This is a genomic window from Streptomyces sp. NPDC048331 (assembly GCF_043201215.1).
GTDB lineage: Bacteria > Actinomycetota > Actinomycetes > Streptomycetales > Streptomycetaceae > Streptomyces.
This window is the reverse complement of sequence record NZ_JBICYT010000023.1, coordinates 1-18,097: the sequence shown is the minus strand read 5'-3', so window position 1 is coordinate 18,097 and position 18,097 is coordinate 1. Positions and strand designations below refer to the sequence as shown.

The following is an 18,097-nucleotide window of genomic DNA, read 5'->3' as shown; positions in this document are numbered from 1 at the left end:
TGTGGGGGAGACGGCCATGAGCCGGGACACGTACGAAGCCGCAGCGAGCAGTCACGTCGAGACGCGATCCGAAGGGGACGTGCGCATCGTTGTGATGGCGGGTGAGTTCGACATGGACACCGTGGCCGAGCTGCGGATCGCGATGGACCCCTGGGCACCGGGTGTCGCCCGGTTCGTCCTGGACGTCGCCGGGGTGACCTTCATCGACTCGACGGCCCTCAGCGTCCTGCTGCAACCGACGCTGGAGCGGCCGGTGATCCTGGCGGGAACCGTACCGCCGCGCCTGGCTCGGATCCTGGAGATCACCGGGGCCGACCTGGCGTTCGCGACCGCGCCCGGCGTGACGGAGGCGATGACCATGATCGTCCCACCCCGCAGCGGCTGATCGACGCCACGGCGAGCGGGCGAAGGGCCCCCGACGGTGTTTGAGACCCGCGATCCCGGCCAGAAGGGCATCCGACAACCATCGGTTCCGCCACGGGTCCCACCCGAGCGGGCCGCAACCACGGCGCGCGAAGCCCGGCCCGAGGAGCCCTCCATGACGCACACCGAAGTCACGGACACCGAAGTCACGGACACCGAAGTCACGGACACCGAAGTCACCGACACCGAAGGTGCCGCGATACGCACCACCCCGGCCGAAGTCGATCGCACCACGCTGTCCCTCCGGCCCGGGCCCGCCCACACCACCCCCGCCACCGTTCCGGCCGACGAGCGCATCCACCGCATCCGCCGCCGACTGGAACGGCTCATCGGCATCGCCGCGACCGAGGGGAACTCCGTACGCCCGCTGCGCAACGGCGACGAGATCTTCACCGCGATGCTCGACGCCATCGCCTCCGCCCGCCACACCATCGACATGATGACCTTCGTCTACTGGAAGGGCGCCATCGCCCGCCGGTTCGCCGAGGCCCTGGCCGAGCGCGCACGGGACGGCGTACGGGTGCGGCTGCTTCTCGACGGCTTCGGCAGCCGCCTGATCGAACAGGACCTGCTGGACCGGATGGACGAGGCCGGCGTCGACGTCGCCTGGTTCCGCAGACCCGTCTTCCTCTCCCCGCTGAAGCAGAACCACCGCTGCCACCGCAAGGTCCTCGTCGTCGACGAGCACACCGCCTTCACCGGCGGTGTGGGCATCGCGGAGGAATGGTGCGGCGACGCCCGCGGACCGCGCGAATGGCGCGACACGCACGCCGAGGTCCGCGGGCCCGCCGTCGACGGGATCGCCGCGGCCTTCGCCCAGAACTGGGCCGAGTGCCATCCCGAACTCTTCGACGCACGCGACCGCTTCGTGCCCCACGAGCCCGCCGGCTCCGCCATCGTCCAGGTGGTGCGGGGTTCGGCCGCCTTCGGCTGGCAGGACATGCAGACGCTGATGCGGGTGATCCTCGAATCGGCCGAGGAGCGCGTGCGCCTGGCCACCGCCTACTTCGCTCCCGACGAGTTCTTCGTCGACCTGCTCAGCGCCACGGCCCGCAGGGGAGTCACGGTCGAGATCCTGCTGCCCGGTCCGCACACCGACAAGCGGGTGTGCCAACTCGCGGGCCGGCACCACTACGAGGCGCTCACCGCCGCCGGCGTGCGGATCCACGAGTACCAGCCGACGATGATGCACGCCAAGATCATCACCATGGACGGGGTGGTGTCCCTCATCGGCTCGTCGAACTTCAACCGCCGCTCCCTCGACCACGACGAGGAGGTCATGCTCGCGGTGATGGACCCCGACGTCACACGGACCCTGGACGAGCACTACGACCAGGACCTGGAAGCCTGCACGCGGATCGCCACGCAGCGCTGGAAGCGGCGCTCCCTCCTGCACCGCGCCCAAGAGCTGTCGGTGCGCCCGCTGCGTCGCTTCCTGTGAGGGGCCAGGGCCTCAGGCCAGGCGCAGAACGGTACTGATCGTCTTGCCGTCGGGATGCGTACGGCAGTCCACACGCTCGGCGAGGCGCTGGACGAGCGGCCAGCCGTAACCGCCCGGGCGCTCGACCGTACCCGTCCGCGGGGCGGGCAGCCGGGGGTCCGCGTCGCCGATGGACAGCAGCAGGACGTCATCGGTGACGTCGGCCCGGAAGGCGGTGACGCCGCCGCCGTGGCGGATCGCGTTGGTGACGAGTTCCGAGGTGACCAACAGGGCGTCCGCCGCGATGACGCTGTCGAGACCCACGCCGGCCAGCCGCAACACCTCGCAGACCCGCGCGCGAGCCGCGGCCGCTGACGCGGGCGGGCGGCCCGGCCGCTGCTCGCCCGGGCTCCGGAAGCCGTCGGAGGCGGATGAGGATGAGGATGAGGATGAGGTACTCATGACGTCATCGCTGTCTCCAGACAGTCCGCCATACGGAAGGCGGGGGCGGCCCCGGTGACCTCGAACAGCCGCCGCACCGCCGCCTGCAGGGGCCCGGCGAGAACCAGGGCCACTCCCGCGGCACGGTGGGCCCGCTGGGCGTCGAACAGGGCGTGCAGGACGGAGGAGTCCGCGAATCGCATGCGGGAGAGGTCCACCACCGTGCGCCCGAGGCCGCTCGCCGCCGTCGCCGCGAGCGCCCGGGCCAGGGTGGGCGCGTGGTCCTCGTCGATCTCACCGCGCAGGCTGACGAGTGCTATGCCTCGGTCGATGGTCGTCGTGACGACCGCTTCTTCTCCGATCACCCCGACATCCTCCTACACCCGGGGCCGCGGCGGCCACGGAGTACCTCCCGAGCGTACGGGACCTCCCCCGCCACCCGCGTGGGTGACGGCTCGTCACCCTGTCGCACGAGGGCCCGGTTGCGGCGGACGCGGTGCATGGAGGATGGTTGCCGCAGGGCAATGATGTTTTTTCCGTCTTGACGAAGAGGTGAGGGGTTCGCACAGCGGGCCTTCGATGTGTGGTTCCTTCCCCGCAGATGACATCCGGTTCACCGGCAGCGGACCTCCGGTGGAGCGAGGCCCCCTACCCCGTGCTCGCGGCCGATCCCCAGGCACGGCTGGTGTTCGTCAACGAGGCGGCCCTCCTGGTCTTCCCCCAGGCCCGACCGGGTGCGAACCTGGCCGACGCGGTGCCCGGGTGGTTGGCATCGGCCCACGCACGGCAGGTGGCCGACACCGTGCCCACGGCGCGGGGCTCGGCCGACGGGGCGGACCGGGCCGTGCGGGGACCGGTGGGTGAGGGGTCCTTCGCGGCACACTCCACGGCCCGCGACGACGGCACGGTCGTGTGGTGGCTGGTCGACGACACCGGCCACCAACTCGCCCGCGAGGCGCTGCGGACGGAGCGGGAGCGCACGGCGTTCCTGGTCCGCTCGTCCAACCTGCTGCTGTCCTCGCTGAACCTCGACCGCTGCATGGACGTCACGGCGCAGCTGGCCGCGGAGCACCTCGCGGACGCGGCCTTGGTGATCGCCCCCGCACGCGGCTCCGAGCTGCCGGTGGTGACCTGCGTCCGCGGCGGCGCACCGGCGGTGGCGTTCCTGGGCGTCGACCCCGGCGCGGTACCGGGGCTGGCGGAGGCACTCCAGGGGTTCCCGCCCGTCCCGTCCCGGTGGATCGACCCCGGCGCCGCGCCGGCCTGGCTGGTTCCGGACGAGCTGGACGGTGTGGGGTCGATCGTCGTGACACCGCTGCCCGGCCACGGGGTGCCCGCCGGCGCCTTGGTGCTCCTGCGCGGCACCGGCGCCCCCGCGTTCACCGAGAACGAGGAGGTCTTCGCCCGGCTGTTCGCCGCCCGCGCGGGTGCGGCCATGTCGGCGGCCCGCCTCTACGCCGACCAGGCCTCGATCACCGACACCCTGATGCGGGAGCTGCTGCCGCCCGTCCTGCACCAGGTCGCCGGAGTGGAGTACGCGGGCGGCTACCGCCCGGCGAAGGACCACGAACGGGTCGGCGGCGACTTCTACGACGTCCACCCCGCCACCGCCGAGGGCGATGCGTCGCTGGTGGTGTTCGGCGACGTCTGCGGCAAAGGGCTCGAGGCCGCCGTCATGACCGGGAAGATCCGCAACACCCTGCACGCGCTGCTGCCCATGGCGGACGACCACCAGCGGATGCTCAGCCTGCTGAACTCCGCACTGCTGAACTCCGAGAGCACCCGGTTCGCGACGATGGTGCTGGCCTCCGCGGCACGCGACGGCAACAACGTACGGCTGCGGCTGACCAGCGCCGGCCACCCCGCCCCCCTCGTCCTGCGCTCCGACGGACGGATCGAGCCGGCCCCCACGAAGGGCACCCTGGTGGGCGTGCTGCCGGACATCTCCACCGAGACGGTGTCCATGACCCTGGCACCCGGCGACGCCTGCGTCCTCTACACCGACGGGATCAGCGAGGCGCGCGGCGGACCGCTGGGCGACGTGATGTTCGGCGAGGACCGGTTGCACCGGGCCCTGTCGGAGTGCGCCGCCATACCGGCCGAGGCCGTGGTGGAACACGTACAGATGATCGCCGCCCAGTGGGTGGGCGGCGGTCGGCACGACGACATGGCGATCGTGGTGATCTCCGCACCGCGGACCAACCACCTCAGCGCGGTGGACGGGCACACCCGGGGCAGGTTCACCGCATGACTCCACAGCACGCCACGGCCCCCACCACCCCCACCACCCGCGCGGAGGCCCTGGCCGAGCGGGTATGGGACGCCGTCATGGCCCTCGACGAACCCGCCGCGGTCCGGGCCGTCCTCGAAGCGCTCGACGACGGCCTGGACCCCGAGGCGCTGCTGCTGGACGTGATCGGTCCCGTACAGGGGCGGGTGGGCGAGGAATGGGCGGCGAACCGCATCACCGTCGCCCAGGAACACGCCGCGACCGCCATCAACGACCGGGCCGTGGCGGCGCTGGCCCTGCACCCCGCGGCACGGGCGGAGTCCCACGGGGGCCGCATCACGGTGGCCTGCGTGGACGGCGAATGGCACGCCCTGCCCGCGCGGCTGCTCGCCGAGGTGCTGCGGATGCGCGGGTGGCGCGTCGACTACCTCGGCGCCCAGGTGCCCACCCCGCACCTGCTGACCCACCTGCACCGCACCGGGCCCGACGCGGTGGCCCTCTCCGGCTCCCTCCCCACCCGCCTGCCCACCGCCCACGCCACGATCACCGCCTGCCAGGCCGTCGGAACCCCCGTCATCGTCGGCGGGGCCGCGTTCGGCCCCGGCGGCCGCTACGCGCGTCTGCTGGGCGCGGACGCGTGGGCGCCCGACGCCCGCACCGCCGCGGACGACCTGGCCCGTGGGCCCCTGCCGCAGCCCCGACCCGGCCACCAGATGATCGACGACCTCCCGCACCTGAAGGACCAGGAGTACACCCTCGTCGCCCGTAGCCGGCCCCGCCTGGTCCGCGAGGTCCTCGCCGAGCTGGAGGACGCCTACCCGGCCCTGCGCGACTACACGGACGTACAGCGTGAACGCACCGCCGAAGACCTCTCCCATATCGTGGAGTTCCTCGCCGCCGCCCTGTACACCGGCGACGAGGAACTGTTCTGCGGTTTCCTGCTCTGGACCGCGGACGTCCTGAACGCCCGCCGCGTCCCGGCCGCCTCCCTGCTGCCCGCCCTGACGCTGCTGCGCCGCCGGCTCGGGGACTTTCCCAGAGCCGGCGCCGTGCTCAGCGCCGGCGCCGCCCGCCTCGCCCGCCAGAACACCGCTCGGACCGCCGAATGACGAACTCTCCCGCCGCCCCGCTCCGCCTGTCGTCCCGGCACGCCGACGACACCCTCCTCGTGGAACTGCGGGGCGATCTCGACCACCGGCACGCCGACCTCTTCGTCGAGACCGTCGGCCGCGCCCTGACCGGACACCGTCGGCCGCGCACGGTGCGGTTGGACTGCGCCGGCCTGACCACCGTCGACCCGAGCGGCCTGTCGGCCCTGCTGATGGTCCGCCGCCGCACCGACGAGGCCGGCGCGGTCCTGCACCTCGACGGGCGCCCCCCGCAGCTGGAAAGGCTGCTGGAACAGACCGGCACGCTCGCCCACTTCACGGCCCACCCCGGATCCCGCACCCCCCGGACCGCCCCCGGCGAGGACCCCACGCGCACCCACTCCGCGTCCCCGGACCCCAGCGCCTGACGCCGCCCGTTCGTGGGGGCCGGCGGTGTGCGCGACCGCCGTCGAGGTCCGCCGCCCGGCGGCCGGGTTGCGGCTATTCCACGGTGTCGGCGGCCGTGCGGTGGAGAACGTGCTGGTCGAGGACGAGGGTGTTGCTGCTCCGGACGGTGCCGTGGAGGTCCGAGAGGTTGCCGTCGAGGTGGATGGTCCGCCCCGTCGTACGGTAGGTGCCCGTGTTGACGCCGATCTTGAACGCGGGGCAGTCGTCCAGGTTGCAGATCACGTTGCTGATCTGCTCGAAACGGCCGTCCGCGGTGAAGGTCAGCTTCTCGGTGTAGAAGGTGATTCCCGGACGGTTCCTGTCGACGGACTCGGTCCACCGCCCTGTCACCGGAGTCCGCTCCGCGGCCGGTGCGCCGGCCTCCGCCGCTTGGGCTGCGGCAGAGCCGGTGGTGGCCGTCATGGCGACCAGGAGCAGCAGTGTGGTGCCCAGCGCCGACTGGATCGTCGTCTTCATCCGTGCTCTCATTCCTTGTTCGTCGGTCCGTGGAGACGTGGCGGGCGAGAACATATCGGTCCACATGCCGGTTCTGTTCCGCGGCGAAAGGGGAGGCGTCTCGTTTCGGTCGCTCCGTAGAAGTGGTGGGCGCTCCACGCCGACCACGGGGGCAAAGGGCCGTGGCCCCGGTCGCTGTCCCCTGCGGGGCACACCGACGGACGGACACGGATTGGCCGAGATCGGTCCGGGAGCCGGCCTGGGCGGAAGGAACGGAAGGAACGGAAAGGACCACGTCCACCACACCGCGGCCAAGACCTACATGAGCGCCGCCCTGGCCATGGTTCACCTACGGGCGGCGGTCCGGCGCGCGGGGCCGAACCTCTGGCCACTTACCGACATCACGTGAGCACTACGCCTGCTCACGCGCCGGGAGCGGCGTCCGTGCCGCCGGCCTCCGGGCGGACGGCGCGCTCCCCGCGGAGCTGCTCGGCGACTTCGTGCGCCCGTCCCGGGTGGTAGACCGTCACCGTGTCCCTCGCGGCACCCCGTGGCGTGTACCGGTGGGTGCGGATGCCGTGGCGGTCGGCCAGCTCGTCCACCGCGCTGACGGGCACCTGCCACAGGGCGGCAAGCGCCGACGGTGTCCACCACTCCTCCGGGCAGGAGAAGTTCTGGTCGATCTCCTTCTTGTACTCGACCGCCGTCCGTGCCGAGCCGAGTCGGCCGGTCAGCCAGGCGAGCAGGTCCTCTGTGCCGGCCAGGCACACCGGTGCGCGGAACGCCGGCTCGCAGGCGATCTCCCCTCCGCGTCCCGTGTGAAGCAGGACTTTGATCGATTTGCGTTGCCCCAGTCTGAACCGCTCGACGACGACGATGCGCTCCAGATCGGCCGCGGCGACGGTCGACGACCGCAGGAAACGCGCGATCACGAGGTGCGTCGCGTTCTCGTACGGGCGGAACTCGATCCACCGGACCATCGTGGTCGGCACCACCCACATCAAGCCCACCATGAGCCCGACCACGGCCAGGACCGTCAGCCCGAGGACGATCCATAAGAGGGCCCAGGCGACCGCGGACTCCGTGAGCAGGGCCACGACCAGGAACGCCAGGAGGAGGGGGGCCGCGATCCACAAGGGGACCAGGACGCTCGAGCCCACCGCGACACCCAACTCGCGCAGGCGACTTGGTACGAACACCAGCCGCGCACCAGCTGCTGTCCGCGACACAACTCCCGCCGGCGGGTCCGGGTCACGAGTGGCCATGGGACGAATATAGGCACCGGCGGCGGAACGGGTAAGGGGGCGGGCAGCGTGGCCTGGTGCGGGGCGGCCCGGGGCGGTGTGGTCGTTGCGGGCATATCGGCCCGGCCAACTGTGGTGGCTCGCCACATACACGGCTGACCTGGGTGTTCCTATGGTGTGGCGACACGGAACGTCCCTGCCCCCGTCCGGAAGTGGTACCCATGGTCGCCTCCGCCGCACCGTCCCCCAGTCCCGGCTCCATCAAGCGCGTCGTCGCCGCCAGTCTCGTCGGGACCACCGTCGAGTGGTACGACCACTCACCTGATCTGCGCTATGACCTGTGCTTTCCGTTCTCATGAGTGCGGGCAGTCAGCACCGAACCAGCACCGGAACGGCGAGTGCTGGTCGTGGACCCCGGAACCCCGTGTACCCGTGCATCGGAGGTGACGCTTCCCGCGACTGGCGGCCGTCACGCGGAGTCATGGATTGCGTCATGGTTGTGTCACCCCCCGCCGCTGGAGTCGGAGCCCTGTTCATGACGGTTTGCACTGGATCACTGACCGGACGCTGCAGCCGCGCAGCCTCGGCGAGGAATGGGTCGGCCACGTCCAGAGGTCCTGGAACCCGCCGGAGTGCGGGCCGCCATGAGAGCGCCATGTCATGGGCTGCTGCTGCGGGGGCTGAGGCATTGTCGGGCAGCGTGCAGGTGCCCATGGTGTCGGCGTGCCCAGCATGACGTGCATACGACCGCCGATGCTGAAGGGGGTTTCGGGATCCCCTTCAATGACGGCCAGGTCGTATGCCTCGCAGGTGAACCAAAGGCGTGTCGGGAAATTGATCATCGGCTGGCAGTGGTCGTGCCGGTGACCTCTCCGGGGGTGTCAGTCGATGACGCGTCAGAGGGTTGTCCCGACCCTGCGGAGGGACTGGACGAGCGAGGGGCCCGTGGCGAAGGTCTGCGCGATCCGTTCGGCCCGCCTGTCCATGCGCCGCAGGGTGTGGACACGGGTGCGCTCATCGGGGGCGTTCCACAGCGTGAGGACGTCCCGCCAGACCTGGTGGCGCCAGGACACCGGCATGAGCATGACTGCCTGCGTGCCGATCCGGCGGCCCAGCGGCAGGTATCGGGCGGTGATGGTGGCCGGGCATCGGTAGCGGTCGATCAGGACGTCCGCACACTCCAGCATCGAATGCTTCAGGATCCGGTTCACTCGGAGGTAGTCGTAGTGGTACCGGCGCAGCTGGGCGGCGTCGATCCGCTCGCGGTGTGCCTCCAGGTAGTTGTGAACGACCAGGCCCAGGTCGTAGTTGATGTGTGCGTTGATGGCCAGGATCGCGCTCTGCCATGGCCGGTCAGCCTGTTCGCCGCGTGATGGGTGGCGAGGCGCCAGGAGGAGCTGGTCACCGGTTCGGCGAGAAGTGAGCTACGGGTGGCGATCAGTGCTTCTTCGGTGAACAGGCCGGTCAGTTCGGAGAGCCACTGCGGGTCCAGGAAACCTGTGCGGTCCTCGGCGCGCATGGCGTGGACGACCTGCGGGTGATGATCGCGTAGACGTCGATGAAGACTGCACGGTGGTCATCGACGGCGCGCAGCCGACTGCTGAGCAGTTCGAGTGCAGCCGGTGCCCCCGGCGCCGTACGAGGCTGACAGTCGATGTCCTCGACCTTGATCCGCACGTCAGACCGGTTCGGTCAGGGCGGGGTTGCCCGCCCACCAGTTTCCGGGCGCCCCGGGGTCGCGGCTGCTCCAGTACTCGATCGTCGCCGTGATGAACTCTTCGGCGGATAGCACACCGTCGCCGTCCCGGTCGAGGTGGCCGAAGGCCAGGTCGGACGCCGCGCGGTCGAGGCCGGGGAAGTGTCCGCGCTGGAAGGTGAAGAACTCGTCGGGGTCGACGCGCCCGTCGCCGTCGGTGTCCGCGAGGGCCAGGAACGCCTCGGCGAGAGCTCCGACCGTGGCCCGGGCCGCGGCCGGATCATCGGCCAGGGCCGCGGTGGAGGTGATGAAGTCGGCGCGGCTGATGGCCGACGTCCCTGCAGGGAGCGCGGGCAGGTGCAGGTCCCGCCAGATCGCGACGTACGCGGCGATGAGCCGTTCTTCCTCGGGCGAATCCTCCGCGTGACCCAGGGCCCGTGCCGACGCACGCCCCATGAGGAGGTGGTCCTCCTCGGTGAGCCGGCCGTCCCCGTCGGCGTCGAGTTGGTCGAAACCGTAGGCGATCTTCGCGAGCAGCAGGTCGTGGGACATGTGCTTCCTCCGGAGGGGTGGGAGCGTACGGATCCCGGTCGAGAACCGTCACCGGCACAACGAGGGACCTGAGAGGGCGGACACCGCCATTTCCGGTCACCCGGCCCGAGGAGCGGCCGGCTGCCACGAGAGGGGCACGGAGCCGATGCCGTTCGGTGGACGGGCTGCACGCGCACCGAACCGTCGCGGCCGCTCGGCTGTGGTCTGGCGCCCCGCCGGGTTCGCCACGAAAGCGGAAGGAAGAGGTCTGGAGGCGTACGCGCAGTACGACGCACGGGTTCTGCGGATCGTGCTCGGGCGAGGGCCCTTGTGCGGCGCCGACCGGGCGCAGGGGGTGCGTCGGCCGGTGGGCGGCCCGGTGATGGCGCGGCCAGGAGGGCGACGGCCCAGGCACACAGTGCCGCCCCGCGCATACACGTTCCGGCTATCCGGACCTGACCGACCGCCCCGTTGTATGGACGCCCCACGGGCCGGGTCGTCCGAGCCGACGGCTGGCCAGGGACGAAGCGACCGAAGGAGCGATGACGGCCTCCTCAGGGCCACCGCCTCCCGATCGTGAACAGTTGCCCCCACGCGGGGACCGCACGGCGGCGCGACTTCGCTGCTCGTCGACTCACGCCCCAGCGATGGCCCGTAGGCTCCCACCGTGGTACGTCCGGACGAAGGCGACGTTGGCGGTGGGTGTTTGACGGGGATTGTGGTGGGCGGACTGTTGCAGGAGGCCGCGCGGCGTACGGATCGAGTGGTGGAGGACCTCCTGGTTCGGGTCGGCGGGGAGGCGGCGCGGGTGGTCGGCTACCAGTGGGGGCTATGGGACCACGACGGCCGGCCGGCGCCGCGTGACGCTCCTGGCCGGGGCAAGTCGATCCGGGCCGCCCTCGCCATCGCCTCCGCCAGGGCCACCGGCCGGACGGACGGCGATCGTCTCGTGACCGCCGCCGCCTGCGCGGTGGAACTCCTCCACGTACTCTCCCTGCTCCATGACGACGTGATGGACGGCGACGCGATGAGGCGGGGTCGGCCGGCGGCATGGCGGGTGTTCGGGGCCGAGGCCGTGGAGAGGGCCGTGCGCGCCTTCACCCCTCGCGCTCTGGCCCTGGTCTTCGACACCGTACCGTCCCGCGGTGTCCGACCCCGGAGCGCCGAGGCGTTGCGGGCCCCGGCTCGCGTGGCGGGCCTGTTGGGTCACGCCGTGGTGCGCCTTTCCCAGGGGCAGGCCCTGGACCTGGCCCTGGAGAGGGAACCGCGCCCCGAGGTCTCGGCGACGCTCCGAGTGCACGCCGACAAGACCGGTTCGCTGTTCTCGTGTGCCTGCGCGGTGGGGGCCGCGCCTGCCGAGGCCGACCGCCTCGCCCTGTTCGGCGAGCACCTCGGCGTTTCCTTCCAGATCGTCGACGACCTCCTCGGCGTCTGGGGGGATCCCGCCGTCACGGGCAAACCAGCCGGATCCGATCTGGCGGCCCGCAAGAAGTCCCATCCGGTCGTGGTGGCGCTGGCCGGCGGTCGCGAGGGGGCCGATGAAGCGGTGTCCGCCTCTTTGCACGCGCTGTTCGCTCGCCCCGGGCCGTGGACGCCGCAGCGGACGCGCGCTGCCCGGCACCTGATGGACCGCAGTGGTGCCCGCGATCGCTCCCGGGCGGCGGCGGACGAGCACGGTCGTGCCGCGCTGGCCGCCCTCGACGGGCTCGGCCCACCCCCGTCCGAGCGGGAAACCCGGGGGCGGGCGGAGCTGCGGGCCCTCGCCGGGTTCGTCACCGCGCGGGCCCGCTGATCCAGGGCGCGGGCCGGTCGAAGACGTTCGGCAGCCCCGCCGCGTACAACTCGTCGTCCAGGACCCGGAGCCGGTCCAGTTCGGACGCGGGGGCCCAACCGCGGACCAGGCACCTGCCGGCTCGTGAACCGGTGGCCTCCAGGAGGGCGTTGACAGCCGCCTTGGCACTCTGGTCGGCGGCTTCCATCGTCGCCAGGTTGAGGTCCACGTCCACGTGGTCGCCGGCCTGGAACAGATTGGGGACCTGGCCGGCCGGCCGGGGTCGCCACTGCCGCGAGCCGGGTGTGCTGATCAGGAGCGGCTCCCGGTTGTGGGCGAGGCCGCCGGGTTCGGTTGGCCACCGGATCGCCGGATCGGTGTAGCACGAGTGGACCAGGTCGCGCGAGAGCAGCCTGTGCCCGCCACGCCGCAGGGACGAGTCCAGCTGGTGCCACACCTCCTCGATGAACTCGGCGCGCGTGCAGGCACGTGCCGGCCGCCCCGTCAGGGGACCGGGCACGTCCCAGGCCGACACGTCCACCGACAGGCAGTCCCGCACCGTTCCGTCACCGTAGCGGCGGGGCAGGTCGGTCCGCGACCAGAACTGCGCCTGGGCGATGGAGGTGAGCGCCCACGGGGAGTCGACATGGACGACGTGGCCGTGCGCGAGCGGCGTCGGCTCGCGCAGGAAGAACTGGATGCCCGTCATCCAGTCCGTTTCCAGCCGGTCGATGTCCGTCAGGCTCTCGTCGAGGTCGCACACTTCGGGGCCGAGGGTCCGCACGGCGGCCTCGGCAGGGACCGCGCAGACGAACCAGTCGGATTCGATCTCGTGCACCGCCCCGGAGGGGAGCCGCACGGCGGCCCGGACCCTGCCGCCCGCCGTCCGCAACCTGATGACAAGGTGGCCGATCAGGAAACGGACCCCGAGCCGGACGAGGTGGCTCGCCCACGGCCCGATCCAGGCCTCGGTCGTGGGCGCGTCCAGGACCCGGTCCGCCTCCGCGTACCCACTCGCGCCGAGCAGCCCCGACCAGAACTCGACTTGCGTACGGCCGATCGACGGCACTCCCGCGCGTTCCGCCTTCGCCGCCACCAGGGTCCGCGTCGGGCCGATCACGCACATCCGCCGGTACTCCTCGGAGGCCCCGGCGCCCGCGGTGAAGTCCCACCACGAGGTGTTCTCCCACTCCCCGTCGTGCCGGGCCCGGCCGGACGTCGCGAAGACGAGCAATCGGCCCGCGAAGTACACGCTCTCGGCGGCGGAAAGCCCCGGGGTCCGGGCGAGCAGCCCGCCCACGGCCCGCAGGGCGGCCTCCGGGTCCCGGTGTGCCGGGCCGCCCGCGATGTCGACGACGACCCCGTCGCGCCCCTGGTCCCGGGCGAACAGGACTTCCGTCGTCGCCACCAGGCGGTCCGCCACGCTGCCGGTGCGGCACGCCCCCCTGGCGGGGGCCGGAATCCGGGCCATCGTCTCGGTGACGTTCCGGTAGAACCCCGGGAAGAAGCGGAAGCCGTGCTCACCGGGAAGGTCCGACCGCCCGTCCTGACCGGTGCCGAGGACGGGGATGCTGCGGGCCTTCCCTTCCAGGGCTCGGGCCTCGACCACCGTCACCGCGAAACCCCGCTCGGCCAGCTCCATGGCCGCGGTCAGGCCCGCCGGACCGCCGCCGATGACCAGCACCCGACGCCCACCCGTCCGGACGACTCCCGGCGTGGCCCCTCCACCCGCCCCGGGGCCCCAGACACAGTGTCCCTCCCCGTCCAGCACCCGCATCCCGCCGCTCCCTCCGGCCCCTCAAAACATCGCGGCACGCCGCGTTGCCACACCAGCTACAAGATCACACACGTCCGATCGGCCAGACGTGCCGGGTCTGCCTGGGCGGGGCACGAGGAGGACGAGGTGCTGGTGCGGAGGCTGCTGCCTCCCTGGACGCGACCGAGCGCCGAGTCGGGGCAGGGCGAGTGTGGATGAGGGCGGCGACGTGGACGCCGTCGCCGACGTCCAGACCTCGCACTGCAGGCCGGCGCGGAGGGTGTGGGCGTGGTCGGCGGGCCGGGCCCCGGCCGCGGCAGGGCTCCGGGCCCCGGCCGGGGCAGTGGCGGGGGGGGGGGGGGGGGGGGGGGGGGGGGGGGGGGGGGGGCGGGGCGGCGGCCGCCGCCGCGGGGGGGGGGGGGCGCGGGCCCCCCCGCCGCCGCCCCCCCCCGCCCCCCCCCCCCCCCCCCCCCCCCCCCCCCCCCCCGGGCCGCGTCGGCCCCTTCCGGCACCCACACCTCCATTCGGGTCGGCACGGCGAACCACCATCACCGGGTCCGGAATCGCGCCTGAGCTCCGCGGCCCCCGCCGGTGTGGCCCTTGACCCACGCCCCACTCTCCAGCGCCCCGCCCGGCTGACGGGCAGTGCCCGGCCGGTCTGGTCCCGAGCAGGCGCCGCCCGGCCGGCCGCACTGCCGTGTTGCGCCCATGCGCTTGACGGCCATGCCGACCACCGCTTCGGCGGCACCGGTGATCTGCTGCGTCTGGTAGCGGTCCAGGTTCACCACGCTCGGGGCTTGTGTCCTGGGATCGTCGTACATCACCAGCGCGAAGTCCTGGTCGGCTCTTCCTTGCTGAGTGATCCTGCCGATCGCTTCACCGCCTTGCTGGAGGGACCAGCCGTTGCCGAGGAGAAGATCGCGTCTCCGCCGCCAGCGAACGGTGCGAACCGACCGTCCACGCGCTTCACGGTGCCCCGATCGCCGAGCTGAGAACACGAAATCACCTCCAGTCGAACCATTGGTGGCAAAGGCGGGCCGCCGAAGTTTCCGGGGATGGACTCCCGGGCTGATTGATTTCGAAAGGGATCTCTTCTCGCCTCCTTTCACCTGGAGTGTGGTTCTTCCGGGGTGAGCCATGGGCGATTGGTGAGATCGCCGTCCGGTGTATCGAACGCGGTCCGGCACATTCGACGCGCATTCAGAACCGGCTCTCTGGAGGCGAGTTGAACTGCGCTCCGCTGCTCGCTCGCAGGGGTCGCTCCGCCGGCGGCAGCCGCCGAGTGGCCGAGTCGGATGTCGAGGCCTGGGGAAGTGCACCTGGGCCGCCTGAACTGGCACACCAGTGGGCTTCGTCAGGCTCCTTCCTGCCAGGACTGGGCCACCTGGTCTCTGACGGACAGGAACATTCCGAGGCAGCTGTACCAGTCGGCGTCGCTTCGGCCTGTCTGCCACCACTGGGGCAACCTGTGCTGAGGGCCTGCGGCCGGCTCGGTGGTGCGGACGCACCCTGGTGGAATCGCGTCGACGGCGAGCGTGAAGCCCACGGCTGTGAAACCGGAGTCGACGCGGTAGAACAGACGCAAGTCGGTGGCATCCTGCGGTACCCAGGCAGGTAGCCAGCCGCGGGTCTGTTCACCTGCACGGACCGCGTCTGCGTAGGTTGCGTAGTGGACATCGCGGGTTTCGTGTCGCGCAGTGGCGCCGTGAACGAGCGCCGCGGTGAGAGCTGCCGCCGTGAGGAGCGCGGCCGTGACGACGATGGGTACGCGGGAAGGGCTGTGCACCATGAAGTGGTCCTGTCAGTGGGTTGGCGCGCCAAGGGGAAGGGCAAGGGTTTGGTACCCGACGCGCAGGCCGGTTCTGGTGGTTCGGGTGGAGGCCGTCTTGTGGTCGGCGCCGTAGCCGTCGTAGTGGATGGAGGTGGCGAACCGGTCCGTCTGGTAGGGCGTTTCGATGAGGTCGATCTCGGTGCCATCGGCGCCGGTCCCGGTCCGGGATTCCTTGGCCCCGCTCTGCATCCAAGCGGCGGCCAGGTGCCCCTCCGTCGGGGGTATGTGCATGCGGAACTCCACGGTTCCGTAGGTGAACTCGAACTTCCTCCAGCTGTCGACGCGGGCACCGGCGTATTCGTTGTCTCCCAGCCAGCTGATGCCCAGGGCCAGCTTTCCGTCAGCGACGGAGACGTTTTCCGGCTTGTACCACCAGCGAAGGCCGTCTTTGCGTTTGGTTTGGGTGCGTTCCTGATCCCTGGCGTTCCACTTGGCTTCGTTGAGCAGCTTGCCGTCGAACTCGTCACTGAAGACCAGCTTGCCCGGATCTGTGACGCCTCGCGGCCGAGCCGTCGTCGGGGTCGATGCGCTTACGGCGGAAGGCGGTGACAACGTTGTCTGATCGCCGGTCGGCGGGTTGGGGGGCTTCTGCCCGGCCTGGGCCGTGGCGTGGAGGGTCGGCAGTACGGCGAGCGCTGCCAGCGGTGCGACGAGTCGTTTGACTCGCCGCTTGCGTGCATGAGAACTCATGAGCGGTCTCCATGGTTCTGGGGAGTGGGGAAGCGTCAGGCGCGGTTGTCGTCCGCGGCGTGACAGCTCCCCTCTTGGTGCGGTCGTTCGAAGAACGGCTTGTCAACCCCGACGGGAAACGGGGGTCGTCCGGTTCCGCCTCAAGGGCGGCTTGTTGTTGTCGAGGCCGGCCGGTCAGGGTGGTGGCCGGTATTTCCGGGAGGGGAGATGTCCTCGCTGCATGCGCGCCGCCAAGGTTGTCCATCTGAATGAGGTCGCAGCGGTGCAGATGCCTGCGCCACCGCACGGGTCAGGCGCGGTGGGTCGGGCCGGCGGTCCGGGTGAGCGTTCGCCGACTCGGGCTGCCGGTCGGCACTGATGGCCGGTGGCGACCCTTGGCGGTGAGGGAGGAACGAGTGATTGCCGGCCTGGGTCGATCTCCACAACGGCCTGGCGCTACCCGACTCGGTTCCGCGTTCGGTGAATGCCGACCAGGAAAACAGGTTTAGACCACCCTCGCCTCAAACCTGCTCACAAAATGATAATTCTTGCCCTACAGGATTGACTTCTCGCCGCCGTCCGCCGCGTAGAGTATGCGACTTGACCTCCACGACGGCCCGGTGTGCTGCTGTCTCGCCGCTCCAGAATCAAGGAGCGCAGGCCATGACGCACCGTCCTCACGCACGTAAGAAACGACTCATCGCTCTGGCGCTTGCCGCCGCTGCCGCGGTGAGCTGGTCCGCTGCCGGCTTGCCCGGATGGGCGGCCGAGGAGACCAGTACCCGCGCGGCACAGGAACAGCCGCTCGTCCTGCCCGTCGCCTGCGACAGCCAGGACAGCCCGGACAAGGGGTGGTACCAGGCCGTCTACGTCCACAAGGCCGAGAGGCCGGCCCGGCCGGAAGCCGTACGGCACATCCGACAGGTCCTGTGGAACATCGACCAGATATTCGAAGCGAGCGCGCGGCGCTTCGGTCAGAAGGACAGCCGACGCCCTCGTTTCCTACAGGACGCCTCCTGCCAGGCCGAGGTCATGACGCTGAGCCTGCCCGGCCTGCCGGCATCGGCGCCCAACTTCGCGGAGAGCCACAAGGCCGCCGACGCCGTCATCGCGCAGAAGGGTGCAGAGCTGGAGGGACCGGAACGAGATCGCTTCGACAGGACCCGAATCCTGTACTTCTTCGACACGGACGTCAGACTCTGCGGTGTCGCCTCGGAACCCAAGCCGGCCTCCAGGGCAGACCTGCACACGGGGACCGCCGCGGTCAACTGGCCCTGCGCCGGCGAGTTGGCCATGTCACACGAGATGACCCACCTGTTCGGGGTCAGTCACTGTGACAAACGGCTGGATCAAGGCCGCGATCCCATGTGCCGCACCCAGGACACGACCCCGCGCTGCGACGACATCCTGGCCATCGCCGTCCTCGACTGCACCAAGGACGAGTTCACCTATTTCTCCCCCCGCCCCAAACCCGGCAGTGCCCTCGCACAGCGCCCGAACGAGAACGTGGCCAACAGCCCCTACCTGATCACCGACAACCCGGCACCCGCAGTAGACATCCACTTGATCGGCACGCGCACGGGCGAGTGCCTGGGCATGAGCACAGACCAGACGGCCGTCCATCAGAAATGCGATGACAGCGCATCGGTTTGGAGGCGTGCCATCGACGACGAAGGGTTCCTGACACTTCAGCATGCCGCCAGTGGGAAGTGCCTGGCCGCGCCGGCCAAGAGCCTGCAGGCCACCCAGACCACCGTACGGCTCGAAGCCTGCGCCAGGGCTCCGCGTCAGCAATGGGCGATGAGGTCCTCGGACTCCGCGCCGTACGAGTACCAACTACTCAATCGCAGCACCGGACAGCGGGTGCAGGTACCCGGCAACGCCTCCAAAGCCGGTCTGCCCATTCAAACGGCGACCGGTGGAACCGCCGCTGTCTTCCGTATGGCATCGGCCCGGCCCTCACCGTGACGCGTCCCGCTACTCGATCCTCGACCGCGGACCCGAGGGCGGCCTGCTGGAGGCGGCCGCCGCCATCGGCACGGGCCTGGTCGCCTATTCGCCGCTCGCGCAGGGCCTGCTGACGGGCCGCTACCT

16 protein-coding genes are annotated in these 18,097 nt (G+C 71.1%); 7 read left to right on the top strand and 9 right to left on the bottom strand.

Annotation, left to right across the window (positions count from 1 at the left end):
* Nucleotides 1-16: 16 nt before the first annotated feature.
* Together ACGFYY_RS28390 and ACGFYY_RS28385 are read left to right on the top strand one after the other, a co-directional pair.
* Complete coding sequence (locus tag ACGFYY_RS28390) at nucleotides 17-385, top strand: STAS domain-containing protein (protein ID WP_393713619.1); 369 nt, start codon at nucleotides 17-19, stop codon at nucleotides 383-385.
* Between the two features lie 153 nt (nucleotides 386-538).
* On the top strand, nucleotides 539-1,864 hold the full coding sequence (locus ACGFYY_RS28385; RefSeq protein ID WP_393713617.1) for a phosphatidylserine/phosphatidylglycerophosphate/cardiolipin synthase family protein: 1,326 nt from the start codon (nucleotides 539-541) through the stop codon (nucleotides 1,862-1,864).
* Between the two features lie 12 nt (nucleotides 1,865-1,876).
* On the opposite strand, the gene ACGFYY_RS28380 is transcribed toward ACGFYY_RS28385, so the two are convergent.
* Both ACGFYY_RS28380 and ACGFYY_RS28375 read right to left on the bottom strand, forming a co-directional pair.
* Nucleotides 1,877-2,305 carry an ATP-binding protein gene (locus ACGFYY_RS28380; protein WP_393713615.1) on the bottom strand — a complete coding sequence of 143 codons (429 nt, stop codon included), beginning with the start codon at nucleotides 2,303-2,305 and terminating at the stop codon, nucleotides 1,877-1,879.
* Complete coding sequence (locus ACGFYY_RS28375; protein WP_365274549.1) at nucleotides 2,302-2,649, bottom strand: STAS domain-containing protein; 348 nt, start codon at nucleotides 2,647-2,649, stop codon at nucleotides 2,302-2,304. The genes ACGFYY_RS28380 and ACGFYY_RS28375 overlap by 4 nt, the downstream gene beginning before the upstream one ends.
* Nucleotides 2,650-2,885: 236 nt before the next feature.
* On the opposite strand from ACGFYY_RS28375, the gene ACGFYY_RS28370 reads away from it, so the two are divergent.
* From ACGFYY_RS28370 to ACGFYY_RS28360, 3 genes are read left to right on the top strand one after another with little or no spacing between them, the layout of a single operon-like run.
* On the top strand, nucleotides 2,886-4,535 hold the full coding sequence (locus ACGFYY_RS28370) for a PP2C family protein-serine/threonine phosphatase (protein WP_365274546.1): 1,650 nt from the start codon (nucleotides 2,886-2,888) through the stop codon (nucleotides 4,533-4,535).
* Nucleotides 4,532-5,623: a B12-binding domain-containing protein gene (locus tag ACGFYY_RS28365; RefSeq protein WP_393713612.1), complete on the top strand. Its 1,092-nt coding sequence runs from the start codon at nucleotides 4,532-4,534 to the stop codon at nucleotides 5,621-5,623. The genes ACGFYY_RS28370 and ACGFYY_RS28365 overlap by 4 nt, the downstream gene beginning before the upstream one ends.
* Entirely contained in the window at nucleotides 5,620-6,030 is a 411-nt protein-coding gene (locus ACGFYY_RS28360; RefSeq protein WP_393713610.1) for an STAS domain-containing protein, read from the top strand. Before ACGFYY_RS28365 ends, ACGFYY_RS28360 begins: the two co-directional genes overlap by 4 nt.
* Nucleotides 6,031-6,103: 73 nt before the next feature.
* Here the strand turns inward: ACGFYY_RS28360 and ACGFYY_RS28355 are convergent, their stop codons facing one another.
* The 4 genes from ACGFYY_RS28355 to ACGFYY_RS28340 form a co-directional block, all read right to left on the bottom strand.
* Nucleotides 6,104-6,526, bottom strand: a complete 423-nt coding sequence (locus ACGFYY_RS28355; protein WP_393713608.1) for a hypothetical protein — start codon at nucleotides 6,524-6,526, stop codon at nucleotides 6,104-6,106.
* A gap of 401 nt (nucleotides 6,527-6,927) precedes the next feature.
* Nucleotides 6,928-7,770, bottom strand: a complete 843-nt coding sequence (locus ACGFYY_RS28350) for a hypothetical protein (protein WP_393713606.1) — start codon at nucleotides 7,768-7,770, stop codon at nucleotides 6,928-6,930.
* 875 nt (nucleotides 7,771-8,645) lie between these two features.
* Complete coding sequence (locus ACGFYY_RS28345; RefSeq protein ID WP_393713821.1) at nucleotides 8,646-9,062, bottom strand: DUF5995 family protein; 417 nt, start codon at nucleotides 9,060-9,062, stop codon at nucleotides 8,646-8,648.
* 365 nt (nucleotides 9,063-9,427) lie between these two features.
* Nucleotides 9,428-9,997 carry an EF-hand domain-containing protein gene (locus ACGFYY_RS28340; protein WP_393713604.1) on the bottom strand — a complete coding sequence of 190 codons (570 nt, stop codon included), beginning with the start codon at nucleotides 9,995-9,997 and terminating at the stop codon, nucleotides 9,428-9,430.
* Between the two features lie 685 nt (nucleotides 9,998-10,682).
* Here ACGFYY_RS28340 and ACGFYY_RS28335 point away from each other — a divergent pair.
* The gene (locus tag ACGFYY_RS28335; RefSeq protein ID WP_393713602.1) at nucleotides 10,683-11,768 is read left to right on the top strand and encodes a polyprenyl synthetase family protein; all 1,086 of its coding nucleotides are present in this window, start codon (nucleotides 10,683-10,685) and stop codon (nucleotides 11,766-11,768) included.
* On the opposite strand, the gene ACGFYY_RS28330 is transcribed toward ACGFYY_RS28335, so the two are convergent.
* The 3 genes from ACGFYY_RS28330 to ACGFYY_RS28320 all read right to left on the bottom strand — a co-directional run bounded on the left by ACGFYY_RS28330 (nucleotide 11,749) and on the right by ACGFYY_RS28320 (nucleotide 16,024).
* Nucleotides 11,749-13,431: an FAD-dependent oxidoreductase gene (locus tag ACGFYY_RS28330; RefSeq protein ID WP_393713600.1), complete on the bottom strand. Its 1,683-nt coding sequence runs from the start codon at nucleotides 13,429-13,431 to the stop codon at nucleotides 11,749-11,751. The two genes, ACGFYY_RS28335 and ACGFYY_RS28330, sit on opposite strands and share 20 nt — an antisense overlap.
* Nucleotides 13,432-14,857: 1,426 nt before the next feature.
* Nucleotides 14,858-15,292 carry a hypothetical protein gene (locus tag ACGFYY_RS28325; protein WP_393713598.1) on the bottom strand — a complete coding sequence of 145 codons (435 nt, stop codon included), beginning with the start codon at nucleotides 15,290-15,292 and terminating at the stop codon, nucleotides 14,858-14,860.
* 12 nt (nucleotides 15,293-15,304) lie between these two features.
* Nucleotides 15,305-16,024, bottom strand: a complete 720-nt coding sequence (locus ACGFYY_RS28320) for a family 16 glycosylhydrolase (protein WP_393713596.1) — start codon at nucleotides 16,022-16,024, stop codon at nucleotides 15,305-15,307.
* A gap of 642 nt (nucleotides 16,025-16,666) precedes the next feature.
* Here ACGFYY_RS28320 and ACGFYY_RS28315 point away from each other — a divergent pair.
* Nucleotides 16,667-17,971 carry an RICIN domain-containing protein gene (locus ACGFYY_RS28315; RefSeq protein WP_393713594.1) on the top strand — a complete coding sequence of 435 codons (1,305 nt, stop codon included), beginning with the start codon at nucleotides 16,667-16,669 and terminating at the stop codon, nucleotides 17,969-17,971.
* The last annotated feature ends 126 nt before the right edge of the window (nucleotides 17,972-18,097 follow it).